Origin of the sequence: Pseudochelatococcus lubricantis (genome assembly GCF_011762225.1) — a bacterium.
GTDB classification, from domain to species: domain Bacteria; phylum Pseudomonadota; class Alphaproteobacteria; order Rhizobiales; family Beijerinckiaceae; genus Pseudochelatococcus; species Pseudochelatococcus lubricantis.
The window spans coordinates 82,070-105,190 of the sequence record NZ_JAASQI010000009.1; the positions used below are offsets into that span (position 1 = coordinate 82,070).

The 23,121-nt window shown below is 69.0% G+C and carries 19 protein-coding genes and 1 other RNA gene; 18 read left to right on the top strand and 2 right to left on the bottom strand.

Features of this window, described 5'->3' with window-relative positions; translation table 11 throughout:
• The first annotated feature begins 2 nt into the window (after window positions 1–2).
• Both FHS82_RS17000 and FHS82_RS17005 read left to right on the top strand, forming a co-directional pair.
• Window positions 3–1,331: a LysM peptidoglycan-binding domain-containing protein gene (locus FHS82_RS17000; RefSeq protein WP_166955066.1), complete on the top strand. Its 1,329-nt coding sequence runs from the start codon at window positions 3–5 to the stop codon at window positions 1,329–1,331.
• A gap of 42 nt (window positions 1,332–1,373) precedes the next feature.
• Window positions 1,374–2,855 carry an AMP nucleosidase gene (locus FHS82_RS17005; protein ID WP_166955068.1) on the top strand — a complete coding sequence of 494 codons (1,482 nt, stop codon included), beginning with the start codon at window positions 1,374–1,376 and terminating at the stop codon, window positions 2,853–2,855.
• Window positions 2,856–2,864: 9 nt separating this feature from the next.
• Here FHS82_RS17005 and FHS82_RS17010 read toward each other — a convergent pair whose 3' ends face one another.
• The gene (locus FHS82_RS17010) at window positions 2,865–3,680 is read right to left on the bottom strand and encodes an N-acetylmuramoyl-L-alanine amidase (protein ID WP_246225402.1); all 816 of its coding nucleotides are present in this window, start codon (window positions 3,678–3,680) and stop codon (window positions 2,865–2,867) included.
• Window positions 3,681–3,770: 90 nt separating this feature from the next.
• Window positions 3,771–4,004, bottom strand: coding sequence for a YMGG-like glycine zipper-containing protein (locus tag FHS82_RS17015; protein WP_166955070.1), 234 nt, complete (start codon window positions 4,002–4,004; stop codon window positions 3,771–3,773).
• Between the two features lie 565 nt (window positions 4,005–4,569).
• Here FHS82_RS17015 and FHS82_RS17020 point away from each other — a divergent pair.
• From FHS82_RS17020 to ftsA, 16 genes are all read left to right on the top strand, one after another.
• Entirely contained in the window at window positions 4,570–5,409 is an 840-nt protein-coding gene (locus FHS82_RS17020) for a lytic transglycosylase domain-containing protein (protein ID WP_166955071.1), read from the top strand.
• A gap of 57 nt (window positions 5,410–5,466) precedes the next feature.
• Window positions 5,467–5,859, top strand: an RNA gene (rnpB, locus tag FHS82_RS17025) — RNase P RNA component class A.
• Window positions 5,860–6,242: 383 nt separating this feature from the next.
• A complete protein-coding gene (locus FHS82_RS17030; protein ID WP_166955073.1) occupies window positions 6,243–6,728 on the top strand; it encodes a division/cell wall cluster transcriptional repressor MraZ in 486 nt (161 codons plus the stop codon).
• Window positions 6,725–7,765, top strand: a complete 1,041-nt coding sequence (gene rsmH / locus FHS82_RS17035; protein WP_166955075.1) for a 16S rRNA (cytosine(1402)-N(4))-methyltransferase RsmH — start codon at window positions 6,725–6,727, stop codon at window positions 7,763–7,765. The genes FHS82_RS17030 and rsmH overlap by 4 nt, the downstream gene beginning before the upstream one ends.
• A complete protein-coding gene (gene ftsL, locus FHS82_RS17040) occupies window positions 7,765–8,154 on the top strand; it encodes a cell division protein FtsL (RefSeq protein ID WP_246225403.1) in 390 nt (129 codons plus the stop codon). Before rsmH ends, ftsL begins: the two co-directional genes overlap by 1 nt.
• Window positions 8,155–8,188: 34 nt before the next feature.
• The gene (locus FHS82_RS17045) at window positions 8,189–9,991 is read left to right on the top strand and encodes a peptidoglycan D,D-transpeptidase FtsI family protein (protein WP_166955077.1); all 1,803 of its coding nucleotides are present in this window, start codon (window positions 8,189–8,191) and stop codon (window positions 9,989–9,991) included.
• Window positions 9,992–10,027: 36 nt separating this feature from the next.
• Window positions 10,028–11,506, top strand: coding sequence for a UDP-N-acetylmuramoyl-L-alanyl-D-glutamate--2,6-diaminopimelate ligase (locus FHS82_RS17050; RefSeq protein WP_166955079.1), 1,479 nt, complete (start codon window positions 10,028–10,030; stop codon window positions 11,504–11,506).
• The gene (locus FHS82_RS17055; RefSeq protein ID WP_166955081.1) at window positions 11,503–13,020 is read left to right on the top strand and encodes a UDP-N-acetylmuramoylalanyl-D-glutamyl-2,6-diaminopimelate--D-alanyl-D-alanine ligase; all 1,518 of its coding nucleotides are present in this window, start codon (window positions 11,503–11,505) and stop codon (window positions 13,018–13,020) included. The genes FHS82_RS17050 and FHS82_RS17055 overlap by 4 nt, the downstream gene beginning before the upstream one ends.
• Window positions 13,021–13,067: 47 nt before the next feature.
• Window positions 13,068–14,171 (top strand): phospho-N-acetylmuramoyl-pentapeptide-transferase, encoded by a 1,104-nt coding sequence (gene mraY, locus FHS82_RS17060; RefSeq protein ID WP_166955083.1) that lies wholly within the window; start codon window positions 13,068–13,070, stop codon window positions 14,169–14,171.
• Between the two features lie 116 nt (window positions 14,172–14,287).
• Window positions 14,288–15,700: a UDP-N-acetylmuramoyl-L-alanine--D-glutamate ligase gene (gene murD / locus FHS82_RS17065; protein WP_166955085.1), complete on the top strand. Its 1,413-nt coding sequence runs from the start codon at window positions 14,288–14,290 to the stop codon at window positions 15,698–15,700.
• An 11-nt stretch (window positions 15,701–15,711) separates the two neighbouring features.
• Entirely contained in the window at window positions 15,712–16,860 is a 1,149-nt protein-coding gene (locus tag FHS82_RS17070; protein ID WP_166955087.1) for an FtsW/RodA/SpoVE family cell cycle protein, read from the top strand.
• Window positions 16,853–17,989: an undecaprenyldiphospho-muramoylpentapeptide beta-N-acetylglucosaminyltransferase gene (gene murG / locus FHS82_RS17075; protein WP_166955089.1), complete on the top strand. Its 1,137-nt coding sequence runs from the start codon at window positions 16,853–16,855 to the stop codon at window positions 17,987–17,989. The genes FHS82_RS17070 and murG overlap by 8 nt, the downstream gene beginning before the upstream one ends.
• A 102-nt stretch (window positions 17,990–18,091) precedes the next feature.
• Complete coding sequence (murC, locus tag FHS82_RS17080) at window positions 18,092–19,501, top strand: UDP-N-acetylmuramate--L-alanine ligase (protein ID WP_166955091.1); 1,410 nt, start codon at window positions 18,092–18,094, stop codon at window positions 19,499–19,501.
• The gene (murB, locus tag FHS82_RS17085) at window positions 19,498–20,427 is read left to right on the top strand and encodes a UDP-N-acetylmuramate dehydrogenase (RefSeq protein ID WP_166955093.1); all 930 of its coding nucleotides are present in this window, start codon (window positions 19,498–19,500) and stop codon (window positions 20,425–20,427) included. The genes murC and murB overlap by 4 nt, the downstream gene beginning before the upstream one ends.
• A gap of 339 nt (window positions 20,428–20,766) precedes the next feature.
• Window positions 20,767–21,693 (top strand): cell division protein FtsQ/DivIB, encoded by a 927-nt coding sequence (locus FHS82_RS17090; protein WP_166955095.1) that lies wholly within the window; start codon window positions 20,767–20,769, stop codon window positions 21,691–21,693.
• A complete protein-coding gene (ftsA, locus tag FHS82_RS17095) occupies window positions 21,690–23,042 on the top strand; it encodes a cell division protein FtsA (RefSeq protein WP_166955097.1) in 1,353 nt (450 codons plus the stop codon). Before FHS82_RS17090 ends, ftsA begins: the two co-directional genes overlap by 4 nt.
• Window positions 23,043–23,121: the final 79 nt, after the last annotated feature.

Sequence of the window (23,121 nt, forward strand, 5' to 3'; positions counted from 1 at the left end):
GGATGGCCATATCGGGCAAGGGGCAGGCGGCGATCGTTGCGGCAGGCGCTGCGGTTCTGGCGGCCGTCCTCGCTGTTTTCGGCCTGCCGCCGGCCAGGACGCCCCCGTCCGGCACGCCGACGCAACCGGCGCCGCAGCAGACCGCCATTTCCGGCCAGCCCGCCACATCCGGCGAGAAAGCGCCGGCCCCGGCCGGAACTTCCGCCGACGCGCGCGCGCCATCGGATTCGTCGCAGCCGCTCGCGATCGCCGGGGGGGAGGCGCCAGCTTCTCCGATCCCCGCCGGCCAATCCGCGACCGGCAACTCCGTGATAGGCAACTCCGTGACCGGCCAGTCACCGGCCACCCAGCCCGTCGCCGCTCCCGGGCAGGAGGCGCTCCGCCAGGTGCCGATGCCGAGTTTCGACGTTGTGCGCGTCGGGCCGGAGGGAGATTCGGTCGTCGCCGGCCGGGTGACGCCGGGCAGCGCCGTGGAGCTGCTCGTCAACGGGCGCGTGCACGACCGAGCCGAGGCGCAGAACTCCGGCGCTTTCGCCCTGACACCGCCGCCGCTGCCGCCCGGCGACCACGAACTGACCCTGCGCGAGATCGCCGGCGACGGCAAGGTGACGGAGTCCCGCCAGTCCGTCACCGTGGTCATTGCCGGGGATCGGCGCTCGCCGCCGGTGGTGGCGCTGGCGGAGCCGGACAGGCCGACGCTGGTGCTCTCCGGCCCCGGCATCAACGGCGCAGCCGGCAACGGACAGACCGCGCCGGCGGGCGCGGACGGCAAGCAGGAGGCCGGGCCGCCGCCCTCCGCCGTTTCCGTGACCACGGTGGAGGCGGAAGCCGGACGGCTCTACGTTTCGGGACAGGCGCCGCCGGGCTCCTCCGTGCGGCTTTACCTGAACGACAGCTATCTTGCCGCCGCGAAAGCCTCGCCCGCCGGGCAGCTCGCCTTCAGTATCGGCTCCGGCCTCGGCGACGGCGATTATCGCGTGCGCCTGGACGAGGTGGCGCCCGGCAGCGCGACGGTGGTGTCGCGCGCGGAAGTGCCGTTCGAGATGGACGGGACGCGGCTGGCGGCGCCTGGCGAGGCGCCGGCGCTCACCGGACAGGCGGACGGGGCCGCGGGCGATGCATCGCATGTCGTGGTGCCGGAGGTGCGCACCACGCGCGTGGAGCGCGGAGACAGCCTGTGGCGCATCAGCCGGCGTGTCTATGGCCAGGGTACGCGCTATACGGTGATCTATGGCGCCAACCAGAATCAGATTCGCAATCCGAACCTGATCTATCCGGGGCAGTTGTTCGTCCTGCCGGGCGACCCGGAAAATCCGGTTGTGGTGCAGTGACCGTTCCGGTCGTGCGGCCATGATTCGCAGAGGAACGCGCGGATGAGCCTCGTCCCCGCCGGCACGGCCGCCGGCTTCGTCGCCTGCGCGAACGCCGGAGAGGCGGTCGACCAGCTCGTTATCCTGCACGATGCCGCCGTCGCCGCCGAGCGCGAGGCGCTCGACGCCTATGTGACGACGCGCGTCACGCCCGACGCCGAAACGCGGGCGGCGTTCTGCTATCCGGAATTGCGCGTGGTCTACGAGCCGGACGGGTCGATCCCGGTGAGCGCGCGCGCCTATGCGAAGTTCCAGCGCTCCGGTATCTACGCGACGACCGTCACCCAGCCAGCGGCGTTCCGCGACTATCTCGTCGACCAGCTCAGCCACCTGATTCAGGATTTTTCGGCGCGGGTGCTGGTCGGGCGCGGGACGCAGCAAATTCCCTATCCATATGTGATCGCGCGCGGCAACGAACTCGGCGCGGGCAGCACGGTGGCGGAACTGGCCCGCCATTTTCCGGTGCCCAACCTCATCGAGGTGGGCGACGAAGTGGCGGACGGGCTGTGGCGCTACGAGGCGGGGCGCCCGCTGCCGCTGTCGCTTTTCGATGCCGCGCGGGTCGACTTTTCGCTGCGCCGTCTGGTGCACTACACCGGCACGGACTGGCGGCACGTGCAGCCGTGGATCCTGCTGACGAACTACCACCGTTATGTGGACCAGTTCATCCGCATCGGTCTCACCTATCTGCGGGAAGGCGGGCGCTACACGCGGCTCGTGTTGCCCGGCAACACGGTGATCGAGCGTGGCACGCCGGAGGACGAGGCCGTCGCACTCGCGGCCGGCGTCGCCTGGCATCGCTTCCAGATGCCGGCCTATCATCTCGTGGCGGAGGACGGCCACGGCGTCACGCTTGTCAACATCGGCGTGGGGCCGGCGAATGCCAAGAACATCACGGACCATCTCGCCGTGCTACGCCCGCATTGCTGGCTGATGATCGGCCATTGCGGGGGCCTGCGCCAGTCGCAGTCCATCGGCGACTATGTGCTGGCGCATGCCTATCTGCGGCAGGACAACATCCTCGACCGGGCGATTCCGCCGGAAATCCCGATCCCGGCGCTGGCCGAGGTGCAGGTGGCGCTGCAGGAGGCGGCCGCGAGCGTCACCGGCGAGCGCGGCGAGACATTGAAGAGGCGCCTGCGCACCGGCACCGTCGTGACCTATGACGACCGCAACTGGGAGTTGCGCTGGTCGCAGGAGCGGCGGCTGATCAACCTCTCGCGCGCCATCGCCGTGGATATGGAAAGCGGCACCATCGCCGCGCAGGGCTTTCGGCTGCGTGTGCCCTACGGCACGCTGCTCTGCGTTTCCGACAAGCCGCTGCACGGCGAGATCAAGCTGCCAGGGGCGGCGAACGCCTTCTACGAGCGGTCCGTGGAGCAGCACCTGCGCATCGGCCTCGCCGCGCTCGACCTGCTGCGCAGCCAGCTGCATTCCCTGCACTCGCGCAAGCTGCGCAGCTTCGACGAGCCGCCGTTCAGGTAATATCGATTCTCACGGCCGCGCGGCGATCAGGTCGCGCAGGGTGGTGATGGTGGAGGCGTCCGCGATGCCGTCGACGCGCTCGGGCCGGAAATGGCGCTGGAAGGCGCGCACCGCCGCTTCCGTGGCGATGCCGTAGTGGCCATCGATGTCGAGGCCGTAGCCATACAGCGCCAGCATTGCCTGCAGCGCCTCGACCGGCTGGCCGCGCTCGCCCGGTGAGAGAAAACGCCCGCCGCGCAGCGGCGCCGGCGGCACCCAGTGGCCGACGCCCGCCTTCGCCAGTTCCTGCCACGGGAAGGCTTCGCCCGGGTCGCGCTTGCGCAGCGGCGCGACGTCGGAATGGGCGAGCACCCGGTCGGCGCGGATGCCCCAGCGAGCGACGATGTCGCGCGCAAGCGCGATCACCGCCTCGATCTGCGTGGGCGGATAGGGCGGCATCGCTTCCGGCTGCGCCGGTTCGCGGTAATGGCCGGGGTGGGCGATCTCGATGCCGATGGAGGCGGAATTGATGTCGCGCTCCTCGCCCCACACGGCCGCCCCCGCGTGCCACGCCCGCCGCGCCTCCGGCACGAGCTGCAGGATGTGCCCGTTCTCGAACACGAAGTAATGCGCGGATACCTCCGACGTCGCGTCGCAAAGCCGGTTGAGCGCCTGCCCGGAATCGCTCATGTCCGTGTAGTGCAGCAGCAGGATGTCCGGCCGGCGCGCCGCGCCTTCCACGCCGGCCTTCGCGGCGCGCGCGCCGTGGTTGGGAGACGGGAACACCTTCGACGCGACGGGACTGTCGGGTGTGGGGCGGGCCATGGGGCCGGGGCTGGATGTCATGTCGGGCGGGCCGTGAACGGTGAGAGCGTCAATGGCAGACTTCTATATCCGCTTCGCCTCATGCCCGCAAACCGCCGCGCGGAACTGTTCCTACCTTCTGGGTGCCGTGGCGTGGCCGATGATCGCGCCGCCCGCCGCGCCGATGGCGCCGCCGGCGAGCGCACCGCCCGCGCGGCCCGTCGCCGCACCGCCGACGACCGCGCCGGTGGCGCCGCCGATCAACGCCCCCTCCACCGTGCGCTGACGGGGATTCGAGCTGCAGGCACCGAGCGAGAGCGCCAGCGCCCCCACAGCGACCAGACCGACGAGCCGTGACGTGACCATGATGACCTCCGAATGCTTGCAAAAACCTCGCCCGCGGGAAAACCGCCACGGGCACGAGCGGAAAATGCAGCCTTTTTATAGCTTATTTGCACACGGGAAGGCACGACATGCGGCCCGTCAATTTTTTGCCGCATCACGAAAACTTTATATCTGCGGAAATGAAAAGAAAAGAATGGATAATGGAATGTAAATTTTATGTAAAATGATTAACTTTTATAAATCTTAATATATAAATTTACATGATTTATTATTGTGCCAGAAGATCGCCGCATTTGCCCGCTGAATGTACGTCTGTTCGTGGCCGGGGGGCATGCGGAGACTGGTGTCATGTCTGTCATGAACTTGTACCCATCCGGATAAGCTGATCCGGTGCGCTGATGTTCTGGCCGCGCACCGGGCCGTGCCCGATCGGGGGCGGCATCTTCCGCAGTTGTTGTGTCATGTCCGGACGGAGCGTGTCTGCGCTCCGAAGGCTTTCTGTCGGCCTGCCGCTGGCTGGATCGTCAAGCCGTCCCGCCATCGGGGCGCGGGCGTATCAGCGTCGGGTCGGCCAAGGAGCATTGGATTGAATAGAGTACAGATGTTCGCGCTGGCCGGCGTATTGGCCGGCGCTTTGGGCGCGGTTCCCGCGTATGCATCGGATAACGCAGGTGTTTATGAGTTCCTGGCCGCCGAGAAGGCCAGGGCCCTTGCTGCGGCGGCGACAGTCGCGCCGGGCAAGGCTCCCGCCGGAAAGCGCGCCGCCGTTGCGGACGCAGGCGGAACGGACAGGGCCTCCCGCAGCAGGCCTTCCCTTGATAAACCTTCCATCGAGAGGCGCTCATCCGGAAAATTCCGTGCCGACAAGGCGTCGCGCGGCAAGGCACCGCGCGGCAAGCGGGCGATCGTTGCGCCGCCGGCGCTTGCGGCCGTTGAGCCAGAGCGGGTTTCCCGCACTCTCACGGGGGGGCAGCCGCTCGGCTATCATCAGCCGGCGCGTGAGCGCTACCGGGCGCTGATCGCCAAGCACGCTGCCGCCAACGGTGTGCCCTTCGCGCTGGGCGACGCTGTGGTGCGGGTGGAGAGCCGCTATCAGCCGCGCGTCAGCAACGGCGGCGCCGTCGGGCTGATGCAGATCAAGCCGGCGACGGCGCGCGGAATGGGCTATCGCGGTGGTGCCGGCGGGCTGATGGAGCCCGAGACCAATCTCATGTATGGCATGAAATATCTGGGCCAGGCCTATCGGCTCGCGGGCGGCGACACCTGCGGCACGGTGATGCGCTACCAGAGCGGGCACTACGCCCGACGCATCAACCGCGCCAATCTCGCCTACTGCGCCAAGGTGCGCACCATCGCCGCCAGTCTGGCGCGCGAGAAGGTGGCACAGGCGGGGACCGGAAACACCGGTACGGTCGTCGTCGACTGAAGGCGGCTACAGACTTGCACTTGACCGCGCGTGCGCATGACCTTATCTCGCATTATGTCAGCCGGCCGGACGGCCGCTGTCCGGAAGGGCAGAGGAAAGTCCGGGCTCCACGGAAACACGGTGCCGGATAACGTCCGGCGGGGGCGACCCCAGGGAAAGTGCCACAGAAAGCAAACCGCCCCGGATGCGTCCGGGGTAAGGGTGAAAGGGTGCGGTAAGAGCGCACCGCGGGCCCGGTAACGGGAACGGCAAGGTAAACCCCACCGGGAGCAAAACCGAATAGGGATGACGGACGGTCCGGTCCGCCGGGCCGTCAGGCGCGTTTCCGCGCCGGTTATCCGGGTTGGTTGCCAGAGGCGGCTGGCGACAGCCGTCCCAGATGAATGGTCGTCACGCGGGTGCCGCAGGGCATCCGCCATACAGAACCCGGCTTACAGGCCGACTGACATCAAGGCTGCGGATGCCGCGAGGCATCCGCAGCCTTATTTTTTCGGCCGGACGTTTTTCTTTTTCATGGGATAGCGCGAATTTTTTCCGGAATGCGCGAAATCCGTGCCGATTCAACGGTTCATTAACCCTAACGCGGTTGTGATGGGGGTGGAAATCCCGGCCGCGGTGGCCGTGATTCCATTGACGACCATGGCATCCCATGATATCCCAAATCATCCCGTTCGCGATCGGCCGGACGCGGTTTGCCCATCGGGCGAATTGCCTTGCCGGCCAGCGCTTTCGCCCGGTGTTGCGGGCGCGCGTCGCGGTCGTGACGGCGGCCTTGTTGGTGAGGGCGGCGGATAACGCCGCGATCGGGCTGCGGCTCTGCGGATATGGGCTTCATGGATCGGTTCGTATCCAACTTCACCAACCGGCTGGACGCCAAGGGGCGGGTGTCGATCCCCGCGTCGTTCCGGGCGGTGCTGGCGCGGGACGGTTTCGAGGGGCTTTACGTGCATCCGGCTCTGGACAGCCCGGCGCTCGACGCCGGGGGCAACCTTCTGTTGCGGGAGATCGATGGGCTGCTGTCGACGCTTCCGCCCTATTCGGACGAGCGCGACCATCTGTCGACGGCGCTGCTCGGCACGAGCGAGATTCTCAAGGTGGACCCGGAAGGGCGCATCATCCTGACGGAAGGGCTGCGCGAGCATGCGGGCCTGACGCAGGCGGTGACCTTCGTGGGGCACGGGTACAAGTTCCAGATGTGGGAGCCGGAGCGCTTCCGCGCGCACCTCGACGCGGCGCGGGAGAAGGTGCGGGCGTTGAAGAAGGCGCTCGGCGGACAATCCGGCGTGCCAGCCGCGGTTTCGGGAGCGCGGGAACGATGACGGGTCGCGACGACGGCCCGGCCGGCGTCGCAGGCGGACCGGCCCGTCACGTTCCCGTGCTTCTGGGGGAGGTGCTCGCAGCGCTCGCCCCGCGCGACGGCGGCCTCTACCTCGACGGCACTTTCGGCGCGGGCGGCTATACGTCCGCCATCCTCGCCGTTCCCGGCGCGCGGGTCATCGCGCTCGACCGCGATCCCGACGCGATCGCCGCAGGTGCGCCGCTCGTCGCGGCGGCGGGCGGGCGGCTCGCGCTGGTGGAAACGGTCTTCGGCGCCATGGAGGCGGCGGCGCGCGGGCAGGGCGCGGATCGCCTCGACGGCGTTGTGCTCGATATCGGCGTGTCCTCCATGCAGATCGACGAGGGCGAGCGCGGCTTCTCGCTGCGCTTCGACGGCCCGCTCGACATGCGCATGGCGCAGGCGGGCGAGAGCGCGGCCGAGGTGGTCAATACGGCGGATGAGGCGCTGCTTGCCGATATCATCTACAATTTCGGCGAGGAGCGGCGCGCGCGCGCCGTGGCGCGGGCCATCGTGGAGCGGCGGGCGGCGGCGCCCATCGCGACGACGAAGGAACTCGCCGATCTCGTCGCATCCGTCGTCTGGGCCGAGCCGCACGGGCCGCATCCGGCGACCCGCACGTTCCAGGCGTTGCGCATCTATGTCAACGACGAACTCGGCGAACTCGCGCGGGCGCTGCATGCCGCCGAGCGCCTGCTGCGGCCGGGCGGAAGGCTGGCCGTGGTGACCTTTCATTCACTGGAAGATCGTATCGTCAAGCAGTTCCTGGCCCGCCGCGCGGGCCGCGCCGGCGGCGGCTCGCGCCATCTGCCCGAGGAAGCGGGCGAGGCGCCGACCTTCCGGCTCGTCACCCGCGGCGCGGTGGCGCCGTCCGAGGCTGAATGCCGCGCCAACCCGCGCGCGCGTTCGGCCAAGCTGCGGGCGGCCGAGCGCACCGACGCGCCGGCACGGGAAGAGGATGAATCGGTGATGTCGCTGGCTACGTTGCCGGAGCGGCGTTTTCGCAAGAGGGGGCGGTGATGCTGGTACGTCTGCTGCACGTCCTGGCGGTGTTGGCGCTGATCGGCTCGGCCGGCTACGCCTATTCGATCAAGTACGAATCGATTTTCTATGCCGAGAAGCTGTCCAAGCTGAAGGCGCAAATCCAGCGCGAGAAGGATGCCATCGCCGCCTCCCGCGCCGACTGGCAGTTTCATGTGCGTCCCGACCGCCTGACCGTGCTCGCGGGCAAGTATCTCGACACGCAGCCGCTCCAGATCGGGCAGATCGTGCGTTTCGCGGATATCCCGGAGCGCCGGGCGAAAGTGGACGAGATCGGCAAGAAGCTTGAGTCGCTGGGACTGTCGATGTCCACCAGCACGCCCTCCGGCCCGCAGGGCGGGCGGGCGGGCTCGACGGCGACCCCGTGAGGCCCGACATGGAACGGATCGACGAGAGGGTGTCATGACAGAGGCGATGGACGAGATGAACGGACGCGATGCCGCCGGCGCCGGCCCGCGGGGTATGCCCGTCTACGAGGAGGCGCCGCAGCCGCACCTCTCGCGCGGCGCGCGCCTGTGGCTGTTCGTGCGCGATCTCTTCCGCATGCGGTCCGACCGCTCCGGCCAGCGGGTGACGCTGGTGGGGGCGTTCTTCGTCGTGCTGTTCGCCACGCTGATCGGCCGCCTGTCGTGGATGGCGATGCATCCCAAGGCGCCGAACGAGTTCAGGGGCGGCACCACGGTGGCGGCGGCCCGTCCGGATATCATCGACCGCAACGGCGTCGTGCTCGCCACCGACATCAAGACGGTGTCGGTATTCGCCGAGCCGCGCAACATCATCGACGCCGACGAGGCGACCGAGCTGCTGACCGCCGTCCTGCCCGATCTCGACGCGCGTGAACTGCGCGACAAGCTCAGTACCAGCAAGGGCTTCGTCTGGGTCAAGCGCCAGATCACGCCGCGCCAGCAGGCGGAGGTGCACCGTCTTGGCATTCCCGGCGTCGGCTTCGTGCCGGAGAACAAGCGCGTCTACCCGAACGGCCCCATTGGCGCGCACGTGCTCGGCTTCGCCAACGTGGACAACGAAGGCATCGCCGGCATCGAGAAATACATGGACAACCAGGGGCTGAAGGCGCTGGCCGGCTACGGCTTCGCCCGCTCCGCCGACGATCTGGAGCCGGTGCGCCTGTCGCTCGACCTGCGCGCCACGGCTGCGGCGCGCGACGAGCTGGTGAAGGGCCTGGCGTACTTCCGGGCGAAAGCGGCAGCCTCCCTCATCCTCGACGTGAACACGGGCGAGGTGGTTTCGCTCGTCTCGCTGCCCGACTACGATCCCAACAATCCTGTCGACGCATTGCAGCCCGACCGCATCAACCGCATGATCGTCGGCGTGTTCGAGATGGGCTCGACCTTCAAGGCGCTGACGCTGGCCATGGGCCTCGACTCCGGCAAGGCCAACATCAACTCCACCTACGACGCGCGCGGCGGCCTGCATTACGGCCGCTTCACCATCAAGGACTACCACGGCAAGAACCGCATTCTCAACGTGCCGGAAATCTTCATCTATTCGTCGAACATCGGCACTGCCCGCATGGCCCTGCAGCAGGGCGTGCCGGCGCACAAGGCGTTCCTCAAGAAGATGGGCCAGCTCGACCGCATGCGCACGGAAATGCCGGAAAGCTCCGCGCCGCTGCTGCCGCCCAACTGGGGCGAGCTGAACACCATCACCATCTCCTACGGCCACGGCCTCGCGGTGGCGCCCATGCAGGCGGCGGCGGCCGTCGGCGCGCTGGTGAACGGCGGGCAGCTCGTCAACCCCACCTTCCTGCTGCGCACGGAGCAGGAGGCGCGGGCGAACGCGCCGCAGGTCATCAAGCCCGAAACGAGCGAGGCCATGCGCTTCGTCATGCGCCTCAACGCGACGAAGGGGTCGGCGCGCAAGGCCGATGTGCCGGGTTACTTCGTGGGCGGCAAGACGGGCACTGCGGACAAGGTCATCAACGGCCGCTACGCCAAGAACAAGAACTTCACCACCTTCATGACAGTGCTGCCGGCGGACGATCCCAAATACCTGTTCCTGACTGTCTACGACGAGCCGCAGGCAACGGCGGACAGCTACGGCTACGCAACCGCCGCCTGGAACGCGGGCGTGACGACGGGCAAGATCATGGCGCGGGTGGCGCCGCTGCTCGGCCTGCCGCCGCGCTTCGATGAGCCGGCCAATCCGTTCCCCACCATGGCGCGGCTGGGCGCCTGGGGGCTCTGACGTGCATGACGGGCGATGACCGTGGGAGGCTGTGACATGGCGGACAACGATCGCGGCGCGGCCGCCCTCGCCGAGCTGCTGCCGGGCGTCGCCGTTCCCGATATCCGGGTGACGGGGCTGCGCCTCGACTCGCGCGCTGTCGCTGCCGGTGACGTGTTCTTCGCCGTGCCGGGCAACCGGGCGGACGGCCTCGCCTTCGCTGCGGACGCGGCGGCGAAGGGCGCGGCCGCAGTCGTGGGGGAGGCCGCGCGTCCCGCTGTCCTGCCGCCCTCCGTCGCCTATGTTCAGGTCGCCGACGTGCGCCGGGCCGTGGCGCTGGCGGCAGCGAGGTTCTACCCCCGCCAGCCGGAGAGGATCGTCGCCGTCACCGGCACCAGCGGCAAGAGTTCCGTGGTGGATTTCACGCGCCAGATATTCCTGCGCGCCGGCCGCCAGGCGGCGAGCCTCGGCACCATCGGCGTCGTCGCGCCGTCCGGCGCGGTCTACGGCTCGCTGACGACGCCGGACAGCATCAGCCTGCACAAGACGCTCGACCAGCTCGCGGGCGAGGGCGTGACGCATCTGGCGTTCGAGGCGTCCTCCCACGGCCTCGACCAGCACCGGCTCGACGGTGTGCGCCTGACGGCGGCAGCCTTCACCAATCTGGGGCGCGACCATCTCGACTACCATCCGGACATCGAATCCTATCTCGCGGCCAAGCTGCGGCTGTTCGCGGACCTGCTGCCCGACGGCGCGCCCGCCGTCGTCAACGCCGATTCGCCGGAGGCCGCGCGCGTGGCCGAGGTCGCGCGTCGCCGGGGCCTGCCGCTCGTCGGCGTCGGCAGGGCGGGCGGGGAGATCGCGCTGCTGAACGCGGCGCGCGAGGGCTTCGCGCAGCGCCTGACGCTCCGCCATGCGGGCGTGACCCGCGACATCCGCCTGCCGCTCGCGGGCGATTTCCAGGCCTCGAATGCGCTCGTCGCCGCCGGCCTCGCCATCGCGGCGGGGGAGGAGGCCGATGCCGTATTCTCCGCGCTGGAGACGCTTCAGGGCGTGCGGGGAAGGCTGGAGCGGGTCGCGGAGGTCAACGGCGCGCTCGTCGTGGTGGATTACGCCCACAAGCCCGATGCGCTGGGCGCCGTGCTCGACACCCTGCGCGGCTACGCGACGGGCCGGCTCGTCGTGGCGTTTGGCGCGGGCGGCGACCGCGACAGGGGCAAGCGGCCGCTGATGGGCGCCATCGCGGCGCGCAAGGCGGACGTCGCCATCGTCACCGACGACAATCCGCGTTCCGAGGAGCCGGCCGCCATCCGCGCGGCCATTCTGGCGGCGGCGCGCGAGGTGCCGGGCGCCGACGTGATCGAGATCGGCGACCGTCTCGCGGCCATCCGCCACGGCGTGCGGCTGCTGCAACCGGGGGATATCTTCGTCGTGGCCGGAAAAGGCCATGAAACGGGCCAGATCATCGGGTCAACCACGGTTCACTTTTCTGATCACGAGGCGGTGCTCGCCGCCGTCGCGGAGCTGACATCATGACGCTTGCCATCCGGCCGGGGGATGCCGATTCGGTTGCCCCCCGCGCGCCCCAACCGCCCGCCGAGGTGCTCTGGTCGGGGCTCGACCTCATCCCGGCGCTGAACGCCCGTGCCGCCGACGGCCTGCCCGACCGGGTGACGGGCATCTCCATCGACACCCGCACGCTCGCGCCGGGCGACCTGTTCTTCGCCGTCAGGGGCGGCAACAGCGACGGCCATGCCTATGTCGCGCAGGCACTGGAAAACGGCGCGGCGGCGGCCGTCGTCGACGAGGCGCACGCGCCGCAGCTCCAAGGCACGGGGCCGCTCTACGTGGTGAAGGACGTGCTCGCCGCGCTCGTCTCGCTCGGCCGTGCCGCGCGTGCCCGCGCGCGCGCGCATGTCATCGCGGTCACCGGCTCCGTCGGCAAGACGAGCACGAAGGAGGCGCTGCGGATGGCGCTCGGCGGCCAGGGGCGCACGCATGCCTCCGCGGCCTCCTACAACAACCATTGGGGCGTGCCGCTGTCGCTGGCGCGCATGCCGCGGCGCACGCAATACGGCATCTTCGAGATCGGCATGAACGCGCCGGGCGAGGTGCGGCCGCTGTCGCAGATGGTGCGCCCGCACGTGGCCATCGTCACCACGGTGGGGCCGGTTCACCTCGAATACTTCCCCTCCGTCGCGGCGATCGCGGATGCCAAGGGTGAGATTTTCGCGGGGCTTGAGCCGGGCGGCGTCGCCATCCTCAACCGCGACAACGACCAGTTCGAGCGGCTGAAGGCGCATGCGCTCGCCTCCCGCGCCGGGCGGATCGTTTCCTTCGGCGAGCATGAGCAGGCGGACGTGCGCGCCCAACGGATCATCCTGAAGCCGGAGATGACGGTGGTCGAGGCGCAGGTGTTCGGCGCGCCGGTGGTGTACCGCATCGGCTCGCCCGGGCGGCATATCGCGCTCAACAGCCTCGCGGTGCTCGCGGCCGTTCAGGCGGTGGACGGCGACCTCGCGCTGGCGGCGCTGGCGCTCGGCCAGCTCGCTCCCCCCGAGGGGCGCGGCGAGCGCGTGCGGCTGTCCGCGCCCGGTGGCGAGTTCAGCGATCCGGAAGGCGCGTTCCTGCTGATCGACGAGAGCTACAACGCCAATCCGTCATCGATGACGGCGGCGCTCAACATGCTGGGGCAGGCGGACGTCGGCCTGCGCGGCAGGCGCATCGCGGTGCTCGCCGACATGCTGGAGCTGGGTGCCGACAGCGCCGGCCTGCACGCGGCGCTGAACGGCCCCATCGTGGACAACGATATCGATCTCGTCTTCGCGGCGGGCCCGGCCATGCATCACCTGTGGCGCGCCCTTGCACCCGAGACGCGCGGGGCGTATGCCGAAACGCCGGCCGAACTTGAGGGCGCTGTCCTGCGCACCGTCCGCGCCGGCGATGCCGTCATGGTCAAGGGATCGAACGGCACGAAAGTGTCGCGCATCGTCGCGGCGCTGAAGAACCATTTCCCGGCGGTGAACACGAATGGCGCCCGCACCGCCTGACCGGCAATCGGAACAGCAACTTCAGGGCTGACGGAGACCGACAGCGCATGTTTATCTGGCTTGCGGAACTGAGTGCCTCGGTGCCGGCGCTCAACGTGTTCCGCTACATCACCTTCCGCACCGGGGCGGCGACCGCCACCGCGATGTTCTTCGTCTTCATGTTCGGCCCTGCCATCATCGCCTCGCTGCGGGTGCGGCAGGGCAAGGGCCAGCCGATCCGCACCGACGGACCGCAGTCGCACCTCGCCAAGAAGGGCACGCCGACCATGGGCGGCCTGATGATCCTCTCCGGCGTGCTGGTCTCCGCGCTGTTGTGGGCGAACCTCGCCAATCCCTATGTCTGGGTGGTGCTGTTCGTCACGCTTGGCTTCGGCGCCATCGGCTTCTATGACGACTATCTGAAGGTCACCAAGCAGTCGCACAAGGGCTTTTCGGGCCGCCTGCGGCTCGGCATCGAGGGGCTGATCGGGTTCGTCGCCTGCGTCGTCATCGTGCTGGTGAGCCGCGAGACGCTGCCGCCGGCGCGGGAGCTGCTGGCGACGTCGGTGGCGATCCCCTTTGTCAAGGATCTGCTGATAGATCTCGGCTGGTTCTTCGCCGTGTTCGGCACGCTCGTCATCGTGGGCGCGGGCAACGCCGTCAACCTCACGGATGGCCTCGACGGCCTCGCCATCGTGCCGGTGATGATCGCTGCCGCGACCTTCGGCTTCATCGCCTATCTCGTCGGCAACGCCATCTTCGCCAACTACCTGCAGCTCAACTTCGTGCAGGGCGTGGGCGAGCTTTCGGTGCTTTGCGGCGCGCTGATCGGGGCGGGCATCGGCTTCCTGTGGTTCAACGCGCCGCCCGCGCAGATCTTCATGGGCGACACCGGCTCGCTGGCGCTCGGCGGCATGCTGGGGACGATCGCGGTCGCGACCAAGCACGAGATCGTGCTCGCCATCGTCGGCGGCCTGTTCGTGCTGGAGGCGCTGTCCGTCATCGTGCAGGTGGCTTCCTTCAAGCTCACGGGCAAGCGCGTGTTCAAGATGGCGCCCATCCATCATCACTTCGAGCAACTCGGCTGGACGGAGCCGCAGGTCGTGATCCGCTTCTGGATCATCGCCGTGGTGCTGGCGCTCGTCGGCCTCTCCACGCTGAAGCTGCGGTAGAGCGCTTCTACGTTCCATTAAAACGCGGAAGTGTTCTGTCCTTTTGTTCGAGCATATCTTTCCGGAAAGCGGCACGCGCTTTCCGGATCATGCCTCAGATTGAAAGCTGACTTGGAATGACCCCGGTAACATCGTTCAAGGGCAAGCGCGTTCTTGTTTTCGGTCTCGGCGGCTCGGGCCTCGCCACGGCCGGGGCGCTGGTGGCGGGCGGCGCGGACGTCATCGCCTGGGACGACGGCGAGCAGGGGCGCGAGAAGGCGCGCGCCGCCGGCATCGCGGTCGCGGATCTGCGCGAGGCGGACTGGAACGCGGCGCAGGCGCTCGTGCTGTCGCCCGGCGTGCCGCTCACCCATCCCGAGCCGCACTGGTCGGTGAGGCTGGCGCGCGCGGCGGGCGTCGAGGTCATCGGCGATATCGAGCTGTTCGCACGCGAGCGGCGGCTGATCGCCCCCGACGCGCCCTTCATCGCCATCACCGGCACCAACGGCAAGTCGACGACCACGGCCCTGATCGCCCACCTGCTGCGCGAGGCGGGGCGGGACGTGCAGCTCGGCGGCAACATCGGCACAGCCATCCTGTCGCTGGAGCCGCCGGCGCGGGAGCGGGTGCACGTCGTCGAGTGCTCGTCGTTCCAGATCGATCTCGCGCCCTCGCTCGATCCCACGGTGGGTGTGCTGCTGAACCTCACGCCGGACCATATCGACCGCCACGGCTCGATGGAGAACTATGCCGCTATCAAGGAGCGGCTGGTGGCGAAATCCGGCACGGCAGTCATCGGCGTCGACGACGCATATACGGCCGCCATCGCGGCAAGGCTCTCGGCAAGGCTTGCGGAAAGCGTCGCGGCGGCGGGCGTGCGCGTCGTGCCGCTCAGCGTGGCGCGGGCGCTGGAGCGGGGCTTCGCGCTTGCCGGCACGCGGATCGTGCGCGATGGCGTCCCGGTGGCGGACCTGGCGGGCATCGGCTCGCTGCGCGGCCGGCACAACGCGCAGAATGCGGCCGCGGCCTTCGCCGCCGTAACGGCGATCGGCGTGCCCGACGACGTGGCCGCCCGGGGCCTCGCGACCTTCCCGGGCCTCGCCCACCGCATGGAGACGGTGGGGCGCGCGGGCAACGTGCTGTTCGTCAACGATTCCAAGGCCACCAACGCGGATGCGACCGAAAAGGCGCTCGCGGCCTTCGACCGCATTTTCTGGATCGTCGGCGGGCGGCAGAAGGAAGGCGGCATCGCGCCGTTAACGGAATATTTTCCAAAAATCGTTCATGCTTACCTCATCGGTGAATCGAGCGCGGACTTTGCGCGCACGCTCGACGGCAAGGTGCCCTGCAGCCTGAGCGGCACGCTCGATCAGGCGTTGCGGGATGCGGCCGTGGCGGCGGGCAACGACCGGGCGGGAGAGGCGCAAGGTGAAGCGGTCGTGCTGCTGTCGCCGGCCTGCGCCTCCTACGACCAGTTCCCGAATTTTGAGGTGCGTGGCGATCGTTTTCGCGATGCTGTGCGGGCTTTGCCGGGAGTTACGCCGGTTTGAGGGGTTGAGGAATGGCTTCGCGGGCTGAGCGCACCTATGCGGGGGAATGGCTGTGGACGGTCGACCGGCTGTCGCTGGCCGCCGTCGGCGCGCTGATGGTGGCCGGGCTCGTGTTTCTGATGGGCGGCGGTCCGCCCGTGGCGGAGCGGCTGGGCCTGTCGGACTTCCACTTCGTCAACCGGCAGGTGTTCCACCTCATCCCGACAATTGTCATCCTGCTCGGCGCCTCCATGCTGCCGCCGCGCTACGTGCGCCGCGCGGCGCTGCTCACCTATCTCGGCGGCATGCTGCTCATCGTCCTCGCGCTCTACATGGGGCCGGAGGTGAAGGGCTCGCGGCGCTGGTTCGTGCTCGGCGGGCTCACGCTGCAGCCGTCCGAATTCGTCAAGCCGGCTTTCGTGGTGCTCACCGCCTGGCTGTTCGCGGAGGGTAACCGCCGCAAGGACATGCCCGGCACGCTGCTCGCCATCCTGATACTGCCCGCCACCATCGTGCCGCTGATCCTTCAGCCGGACATCGGCCAGACCATGCTCACGACGATCGTATGGGCGTGCCTGTTCTTCACGGCGGGGCTGCATATGTTCTGGGTGCTCGGCATCGGCGGCATCGCGCTGCTCGGGCTCGTGGCGGCCTATGAGTTCATCGGCCACGTGCGGGCGCGCATCGAGCGCTTCCTCGATCCCTCGTCTGGCGACAGCTTCCAGGTCAATACGGCGCTCGATGCCTTCGCGCAGGGCGGCTGGCTCGGCAAGGGGCCGGGCGAGGGCACCGTGAAGCGCATCCTGCCCGACGCCCATACCGACTTCATCTTCGCCGCCACCGCGGAGGAATTCGGCGTCGTCGTCTGCATCGGCCTCGTGCTGCTCTTCGCCTTCATCGTGCTGCGCAGTCTCGCCATGGCCCGGCGCAACGAGGACCCGTTCTGCCGGCTGGCCGCGACGGGGCTCATCACGCTGTTCGGCGTGCAGGCCTGCATCAACATGATGGTGAACGTGCATCTTCTCCCGGCGAAGGGCATGACGCTGCCCTTCGTCTCCTACGGCGGCTCGTCGCTGTGGTCGCTGGCGCTCGCCATGGGCTTCCTGATCGCGCTCACCCGCAAGCGCCCGCGCGCGGCGATCCTCGACCGCGGCATTCCGGCGGATGGCTACGATGGTTGACACGCAGAACGCGCCTCTTGTCATCGTCGCCGCCGGCGGCACGGGCGGCCATCTGTTCCCGGCCGAAGCGCTGACAGTGGCACTGAAGGCGCGCGGCGCGCGGGTGGAACTCGCCACCGATACGCGCGCGGCGAAATTCGCCGGCAGTTTTCCCGCCGACGCCATCATCGAGTTTCCCGCCGCGACGCCGTCCGGCCGCTCGCCACTCACGGCGCTGAAGGCGGTGGTGACGCTGGCGCGCGGCTTCCTCGCCGCGCGCGGGGCCATCCGCGCACGCCGGCCCGCGGTCGTCGTCGGCTTCGGCGGCTATCCGACAGTTCCGCCGCTGCTGGCGGCCGCGTCGCTGCGCGTGCCCGTCATCGTGCATGAGCAGAATGCGGTGCTGGGGCGCGCCAACCTGATGCTGAGCCGCTTCGCCACGCTGATCGCCACGGGGTTTCCCGGCGTCGGCAAGGTGCCCGAGGGCGCGCGGGGCCGTGTCGCGCATGTCGGCAACCCGGTGCGCCCGGCGGTGCGCGAGGCAGCGGCGGTGCCCTTCCGGCCGCTGGATGCGGCGGGCACGCTCAGCCTGGTGGTGACGGGCGGCAGCCAGGGCGCGCGGGTGATGAGCGACATCGTGCCGCCCGCTGTCGAGCAGCTGCCGGAGAACCTGCGCCGGCGCCTCTCCATCGTCCAGCAGGCGCGCGCCGAGGATGTGGAGCGCGTGCGCGAGACCTACGCCCGGCTCGGCGTGGCTGCGGAAATCGCGCCCTTCTTCACCGATCTGCCGCGCCGGATGGCGGAGGCCCATCTCGTGATCGGGCGCGCGGGCGCTTCCACGGTGGCGGAACTCGCCGTGATCGGGCGCGCGTCCATTCTGGTGCCGCTGCCCGGCTCGCTCGATCAGGATCAGGCGGCGAACGCGGCGGTGCTGGTGCACGCGGGCGCGGCCTCCGCCGTGGCGCAGAAGGACTTCACGCCGGACTGGCTGGCGCGCGAACTCGCGGCCCGCTTCGACGATCCGGCATCGTTGCAGCGCGCGGCGGAGGCGGCGCGCACGGCCGGCTATCCGGATGCGGCTGAGCGGCTCGCCGACAGGGTCCTGCGCGTGGCGCGCGGCGAAAAGATAACCGAAACGGCGGCCGGATAGTTGAATTCGGGCGCACTCGGGCGCAAAACGCGAACGTGACATCGAAATCTGAAATCACGGAAGCAAGGGTGTCCGTGAAACAAGTCTGAAGGAAAGCGGTTCATGAAACTGCCGCGCGAACTGGGCCCCATCCATTTCATCGGTATTGGCGGCATCGGCATGTCGGGCATCGCGGAGGTGCTGATCAACCTCGGCTACACCGTGCAGGGTTCCGACGCCAGCGACAACGCCAACGTCAAGCGTCTGCGCGACAAGGGCGCCGCCGTCTACACCGGCCACGACGCGAGCCATCTCGGCGAGGCGGAGGTCGTCGTGGTGTCGACGGCCATCAAGCGCGACAACCCGGAGCTGGTGGAGGCGCGCCTGCGCCGCCTGCCGGTGGTGCGCCGCGCGGAAATGCTGGCCGAACTTATGCGGCTGAAGACCTGCGTCGCGATCGCCGGCACGCACGGCAAGACGACGACCACCTCTCTCGTGGCGACGCTGCTCGACGGCGGCGGCTTCGATCCCACGGTGATCAACGGCGGCATCATCAACGCCTACGGCACCAACGCGCGCCTCGGCGCCGGCGACTGGATGGTGGTGGAGGCGGACGAGTCCGACGGCACCTTCCTCAAGCTGCCTGCCGACGTTGCCGTCGTCACCAACATCGACCCGGAGCACCTCGACCATTTCGGCACGTACGACAAGGTCAAGGAAGCGTTCCGCGCCTTTGTGGAAAATCTGCCGTTCTACGGCTTCGCCGTGATGTGCATCGACCATCCGGTGGTGCAGGATCTCGTCGGCGCCATCGAGGACCGGCATGTCATCACCTACGGCCAGAACCCGCAGGCCGACGTGCGTCTGCTCGACGTCGATCTCACCGGCGGCCGCAGCCGCTTCACGGTGCTGATCCGCGAGCGCCAGTCGAACGCCGCGACCGTCATCGACAACCTGACGCTGCCAATGCCTGGCCTGCACAATGCGCTGAACGCCACGGCGGCCATAGGCGTCGCCTTCCGGCTCGGCATGACGCCGGATGCCATCCGCAAGGCCATCGAGGGCTTTGGCGGCGTGAAGCGCCGCTTCACGCGCACGGGCGAGTGGAACGGCGTCGCCATCTTCGACGACTACGGCCATCACCCGGTGGAGATCGCCGCCGTGTTGAAGGCGGCGCGCGCCTCGACCGCCGGGCGTGTCATCGCGGTGGTGCAGCCGCATCGCTACACGCGCCTGCAGTCGCTGTTCAACGATTTCTGCACCTGCTTCAACGACGCCGACGCCGTGCTCGTCGCTCCCGTCTATGCAGCGGGGGAGGCGCCCATCGACGGGGCGGGGCGCGACGATCTCGTGGCCGGCCTGCGCGCGCGCGGCCACCGCGACGTCATCGCCATCGACGGTCCGGAAGGGCTCGCGGACAAGGTGCGGGCGCTTGCCTCGCCCGGCGATTACGTGGTGTTTCTGGGCGCGGGCAGCATCACCGGCTGGGCGAACGCGCTGCCGGGCGAACTCGCGGCAAGCGAGGTGGCATGACGTTTCCGGACATCTCCGCGCCGTTCCGCGACGCGCCGCTGCGGGGAAGTCTTGCCGTCAACGCGCCGCTGGCGCCGCTGACGTGGTTCCGCACCGGCGGCCCTGCCCAGTTGCTGTTCACCCCGGCGGACGCTGAAGACCTCGCGCTGTTTCTGCGGCATCTGCCGGCCGACGTGCCGCTGCTCGTCATTGGGCTCGGCTCCAACCTGCTGGTGCGCGACGGTGGCGTGCCGGGCGCTGTGGTGCGGCTGGGCAAGGGGTTTTCCACCATCGCTATCGAGCCGGGGCACCGCGTGCGCGCAGGTGCCGCTGCTGCCGACGTGAAGGTGGCCCGCGCGGCGGCCGAGGCCGGCATTGACGGGCTCGCCTTCCTGCGCGGCATTCCGGGCACCATCGGCGGCGCGCTGCGCATGAACGGCGGCGCCTATGGCGGCGATGTCGCGCAGGTGCTGGTGGAGGCGCGGGCGCTCGATCGCGGCGGTGAAAGCCGCGTCCTCACCCATGCGGACATGGGATTCAGCTACCGCCATACGGCCGCGCCCGACGATCTCATCTTCACCGGGGCGCTGTTCCAGGGCACGCCGGGCAATCCCGAAGAGATACTGGCGCGCATGGGCGCCATCACCGAGGCGCGCTCGGCCACGCAGCCCGTGAACACCCGCACGGGCGGTTCTACCTTCACCAATCCCGAGGGCAGCAAGGCCTGGGAGCTGGTGGACGCCGCCGGCTGCAGGGGGCTGCGAATCGGCGCGGCGCAGGTGTCCGAGCTGCACTGCAACTTTCTCGTCAACACGGGCGGCGCCACAGCCGCCGACATTGAGACGCTCGGTGAGGAAGTTCGCCGAAGGGTCCATGAGAAAACGGGAATTGTCCTGCAATGGGAAATCAGGCGGGTCGGCGTGCCTGCGGAAAGCCTCAAATCTTAACATCCGGGGACAGTGGATTTCGCGAACGGTTAATGGTTGTGAATAACCGCTTCTCCAGCCCCTTGCCGGCTCATCACGGCTCTTGGAAACTCCATCCATCCCCTTGATGGAAAACGGATTATCCGGGCAGGGAACGCGCCGGCGCCGAGCCCGGGGGATGAGGAAAACCGCATTTTCCGCCGCCGCGCCGCGCGCTCCTTAAACCAAATATTTACCAAAAGGCTGAAGAGTCATCGTTAACGGTGGCCGCGACGCCGTTGATGCGATTGTCGATGTGTCGGCGTTCCGGCGGCTGTTCCCGACATGTGTTCTCAGGCGAGTTTTTCGGGCGGGCTTTCGATGGCTGGTGGCAAGCATTTTCTGCGAGGTCTGAAGAGCGGCGGTCCCTCCTTCGCCGCCGCTGGCCCGCGCGCCGGGGGTGACCGGCGTTCGCAGCGCCTGACGGCGTTCGAGAAGGCGGCGCGCTACATGCCGCGCGGCAGCGGGACGGCGATGACAATCGCCTTCTTCACGCTCGTCGGCGTTGTCGGCGCGTCGTACGGCGGCCAGATGGAGACGTTCCGCGCCACCTACGGCGAGCCGTATGATGCGTTCGCGCGGGCCGTGGGCCTCGGCATCGACGAGGTGCAGATCAGCGGCATGGTGGAGCTGCGCGAGAGCGAGGTACTGGCGGCGGCGGGCATCACGCCCCTGCGCTCGCTCGCCTTCCTCGACGCGGGCGAGGTGCGCAAGCGTCTCGAACTGGTGCCGATGATCCGCCAGGCGTCGGTCAGCAAGCTCTATCCGGACGCGCTGGCGATCAACATCGTGGAGCGCGAGCCGCGCGCGCTGTGGCAGCTCAACGGCGAGCTGTTCGTCATCGCCGGCGACGGCACGGTCATCGACCTGATGACCGACGCGCGCTTCGCGCGCCTGCCCTTTGTCGCGGGCGACGGGGCGAACACCCGCTCCCAGGAATACATCGACGTGCTGCGCGCCGCCGGCCCCATCGCCGGCCGCATCCGCGCCGGCATCCTGGTTTCCGGCCGGCGCTGGGACGTCAAGTTCGACAACGACCTGATCGTGCGCCTGCCCGAGATGGAACCCGTGGAAGCGATGCAGCGTCTCGTGGAGCTGGAGAAGCGTGAGCGTCTCCTCGAAAAGGACCTCATCGCCATCGACATGCGTCAGCCGGACCGCGTCGCCATGCGTCTGAGCGAGGAGGGCGCGGCGGCAATGGCTGAAGCGAAGAAGAAACCCGCCAAGCGGAAGGCCCCCGAAACATGAGCTCCAACGGCAATCGCCTGACCCCGGGGCTGACGCCACGGATGAAACCGCTCTCCGCCCGCAAGAGTGCCACGCTGTCGGTGCTCGATGTCGGCACCAACAAGATCGTCTGCCTCATCGCCCAGCTCAACCCCGCGGGCGAGACGGAGGCGCTGCGCGGGCGCACGCATCTGGCGCGCGTGCTGGGCATCGGCCACCAGCGCTCCATGGGCCTGAAGGGCGGCATCATCGTCGATCTCGACGCGGCCGAGCGTGCCATTCGCCACGCCGTGGACGCGGCGGAGCGGATGGCACAGGTGGAGCTGAAGTCCGTCATCGTGAATCTCACGGGCGGCCGGCTCGCCTCCCAGCGTTTCGCGGCCCATGTCGCGGTGCGCGGCGGCGCTGTGACGACGGGCGACGTCGGCCGGGTGCTCGACGCCGCCTCCGCCCACGCCACGCGGCCGGGGCGGGCGGTGCTGCACGCGCTGCCGACCGGCTTCTCGCTCGACGGCCAGCGCGGCCTGCTCGATCCCGCCGGGATGATCGGCGAGAAGCTCGGCGTCGACATGCATGTCGTCAATGCCGACGGGGGCGCCGTGCGCAACCTGATGCTCGCGGTGGAGCGCTGCCATCTCGACGTCGAGGCCGTGGTGGCGACACCTTACGCCGCCGGCCTTTCCGCGCTCGTCGACGACGAGGCGGAAATGGGCGCGGTGCTGATCGACCTTGGCGGCGGCACCACGAGCATGGGCGTCTTCGCGGGCGGCCACCTCGTCCATGCGGATGCCTTCGCCGTCGGCGGCCATCACGTGACGATGGACGTGGCGCGCGGCCTGTCCACCCGCGTGGCGGCGGCGGAGCGGCTGAAGACGCTCTACGGGGCGGCGATCTCCTCGCCCTCCGACGAGCGCGAGATCGTGGCGGTGCCACAGGTCGACGACAGCGAACAGGACGTGCCCAACCACGTGCCGAAATCGCATCTGGTGCGCATCATCAAGCCGCGCGTCGAGGAAATTCTTGAGCTGGCGCGCGGACGCCTGCGCGAGGCCGGCTTCGCCGCGGAGGCGGGGCGGCGGGTGATACTGACGGGCGGCGCGAGCCAGCTCACCGGCCTGCCGGAGCTGGCGCGGCGCATTCTCGTCGGGGAAAAGGGTACGGGGCAGGTGCGTATCGGCCGGCCCCTCGGGATCAAGGGTCTGCCTGAGGCTGCGAAGGGGCCGGCGTTTTCCGCGTCGGTCGGCCTGCTGGTTTACCCGCAGATGGCGCATGTGGAGCATTTCGAGCCGCGCTCGGCGGGCTATGGCCTGCGGACCGGCACGGACGGGTACTTCAGCCGCATGGGCCGCTGGATACGCGACAGTTTCTGAGCACGGGCGGCGGTGCGGCGGCCGCCACGTCCAGGATTTATCTGAAGAGAGAGGGGCGCGCAGCCGGGCGCCGATTGAT

Excerpts from the sequence above, each read along its gene's own strand:
- FHS82_RS17000 (WP_166955066.1), top strand. The coding sequence starts at position 3 with ATGGCCATATCGGGCAAGGGGCAGGCGGCGATCGTTGCGGCAGGCGCT.
- FHS82_RS17005 (WP_166955068.1), top strand. The coding sequence starts at position 1,374 with ATGAGCCTCGTCCCCGCCGGCACGGCCGCCGGCTTCGTCGCCTGCGCG.
- FHS82_RS17010 (WP_246225402.1), bottom strand. The coding sequence starts at position 3,680 with ATGACATCCAGCCCCGGCCCCATGGCCCGCCCCACACCCGACAGTCCC.
- FHS82_RS17015 (WP_166955070.1), bottom strand. The coding sequence starts at position 4,004 with ATGGTCACGTCACGGCTCGTCGGTCTGGTCGCTGTGGGGGCGCTGGCG.
- FHS82_RS17030 (WP_166955073.1), top strand. The coding sequence starts at position 6,243 with ATGGATCGGTTCGTATCCAACTTCACCAACCGGCTGGACGCCAAGGGG.
- rsmH (WP_166955075.1), top strand. The coding sequence starts at position 6,725 with ATGACGGGTCGCGACGACGGCCCGGCCGGCGTCGCAGGCGGACCGGCC.
- ftsL (WP_246225403.1), top strand. The coding sequence starts at position 7,765 with ATGCTGGTACGTCTGCTGCACGTCCTGGCGGTGTTGGCGCTGATCGGC.
- FHS82_RS17045 (WP_166955077.1), top strand. The coding sequence starts at position 8,189 with ATGACAGAGGCGATGGACGAGATGAACGGACGCGATGCCGCCGGCGCC.
- FHS82_RS17050 (WP_166955079.1), top strand. The coding sequence starts at position 10,028 with ATGGCGGACAACGATCGCGGCGCGGCCGCCCTCGCCGAGCTGCTGCCG.
- FHS82_RS17055 (WP_166955081.1), top strand. The coding sequence starts at position 11,503 with ATGACGCTTGCCATCCGGCCGGGGGATGCCGATTCGGTTGCCCCCCGC.
- mraY (WP_166955083.1), top strand. The coding sequence starts at position 13,068 with ATGTTTATCTGGCTTGCGGAACTGAGTGCCTCGGTGCCGGCGCTCAAC.
- murD (WP_166955085.1), top strand. The coding sequence starts at position 14,288 with ATGACCCCGGTAACATCGTTCAAGGGCAAGCGCGTTCTTGTTTTCGGT.
- FHS82_RS17070 (WP_166955087.1), top strand. The coding sequence starts at position 15,712 with ATGGCTTCGCGGGCTGAGCGCACCTATGCGGGGGAATGGCTGTGGACG.
- murG (WP_166955089.1), top strand. The coding sequence starts at position 16,853 with ATGGTTGACACGCAGAACGCGCCTCTTGTCATCGTCGCCGCCGGCGGC.
- murC (WP_166955091.1), top strand. The coding sequence starts at position 18,092 with ATGAAACTGCCGCGCGAACTGGGCCCCATCCATTTCATCGGTATTGGC.
- murB (WP_166955093.1), top strand. The coding sequence starts at position 19,498 with ATGACGTTTCCGGACATCTCCGCGCCGTTCCGCGACGCGCCGCTGCGG.
- FHS82_RS17090 (WP_166955095.1), top strand. The coding sequence starts at position 20,767 with ATGGCTGGTGGCAAGCATTTTCTGCGAGGTCTGAAGAGCGGCGGTCCC.
- ftsA (WP_166955097.1), top strand. The coding sequence starts at position 21,690 with ATGAGCTCCAACGGCAATCGCCTGACCCCGGGGCTGACGCCACGGATG.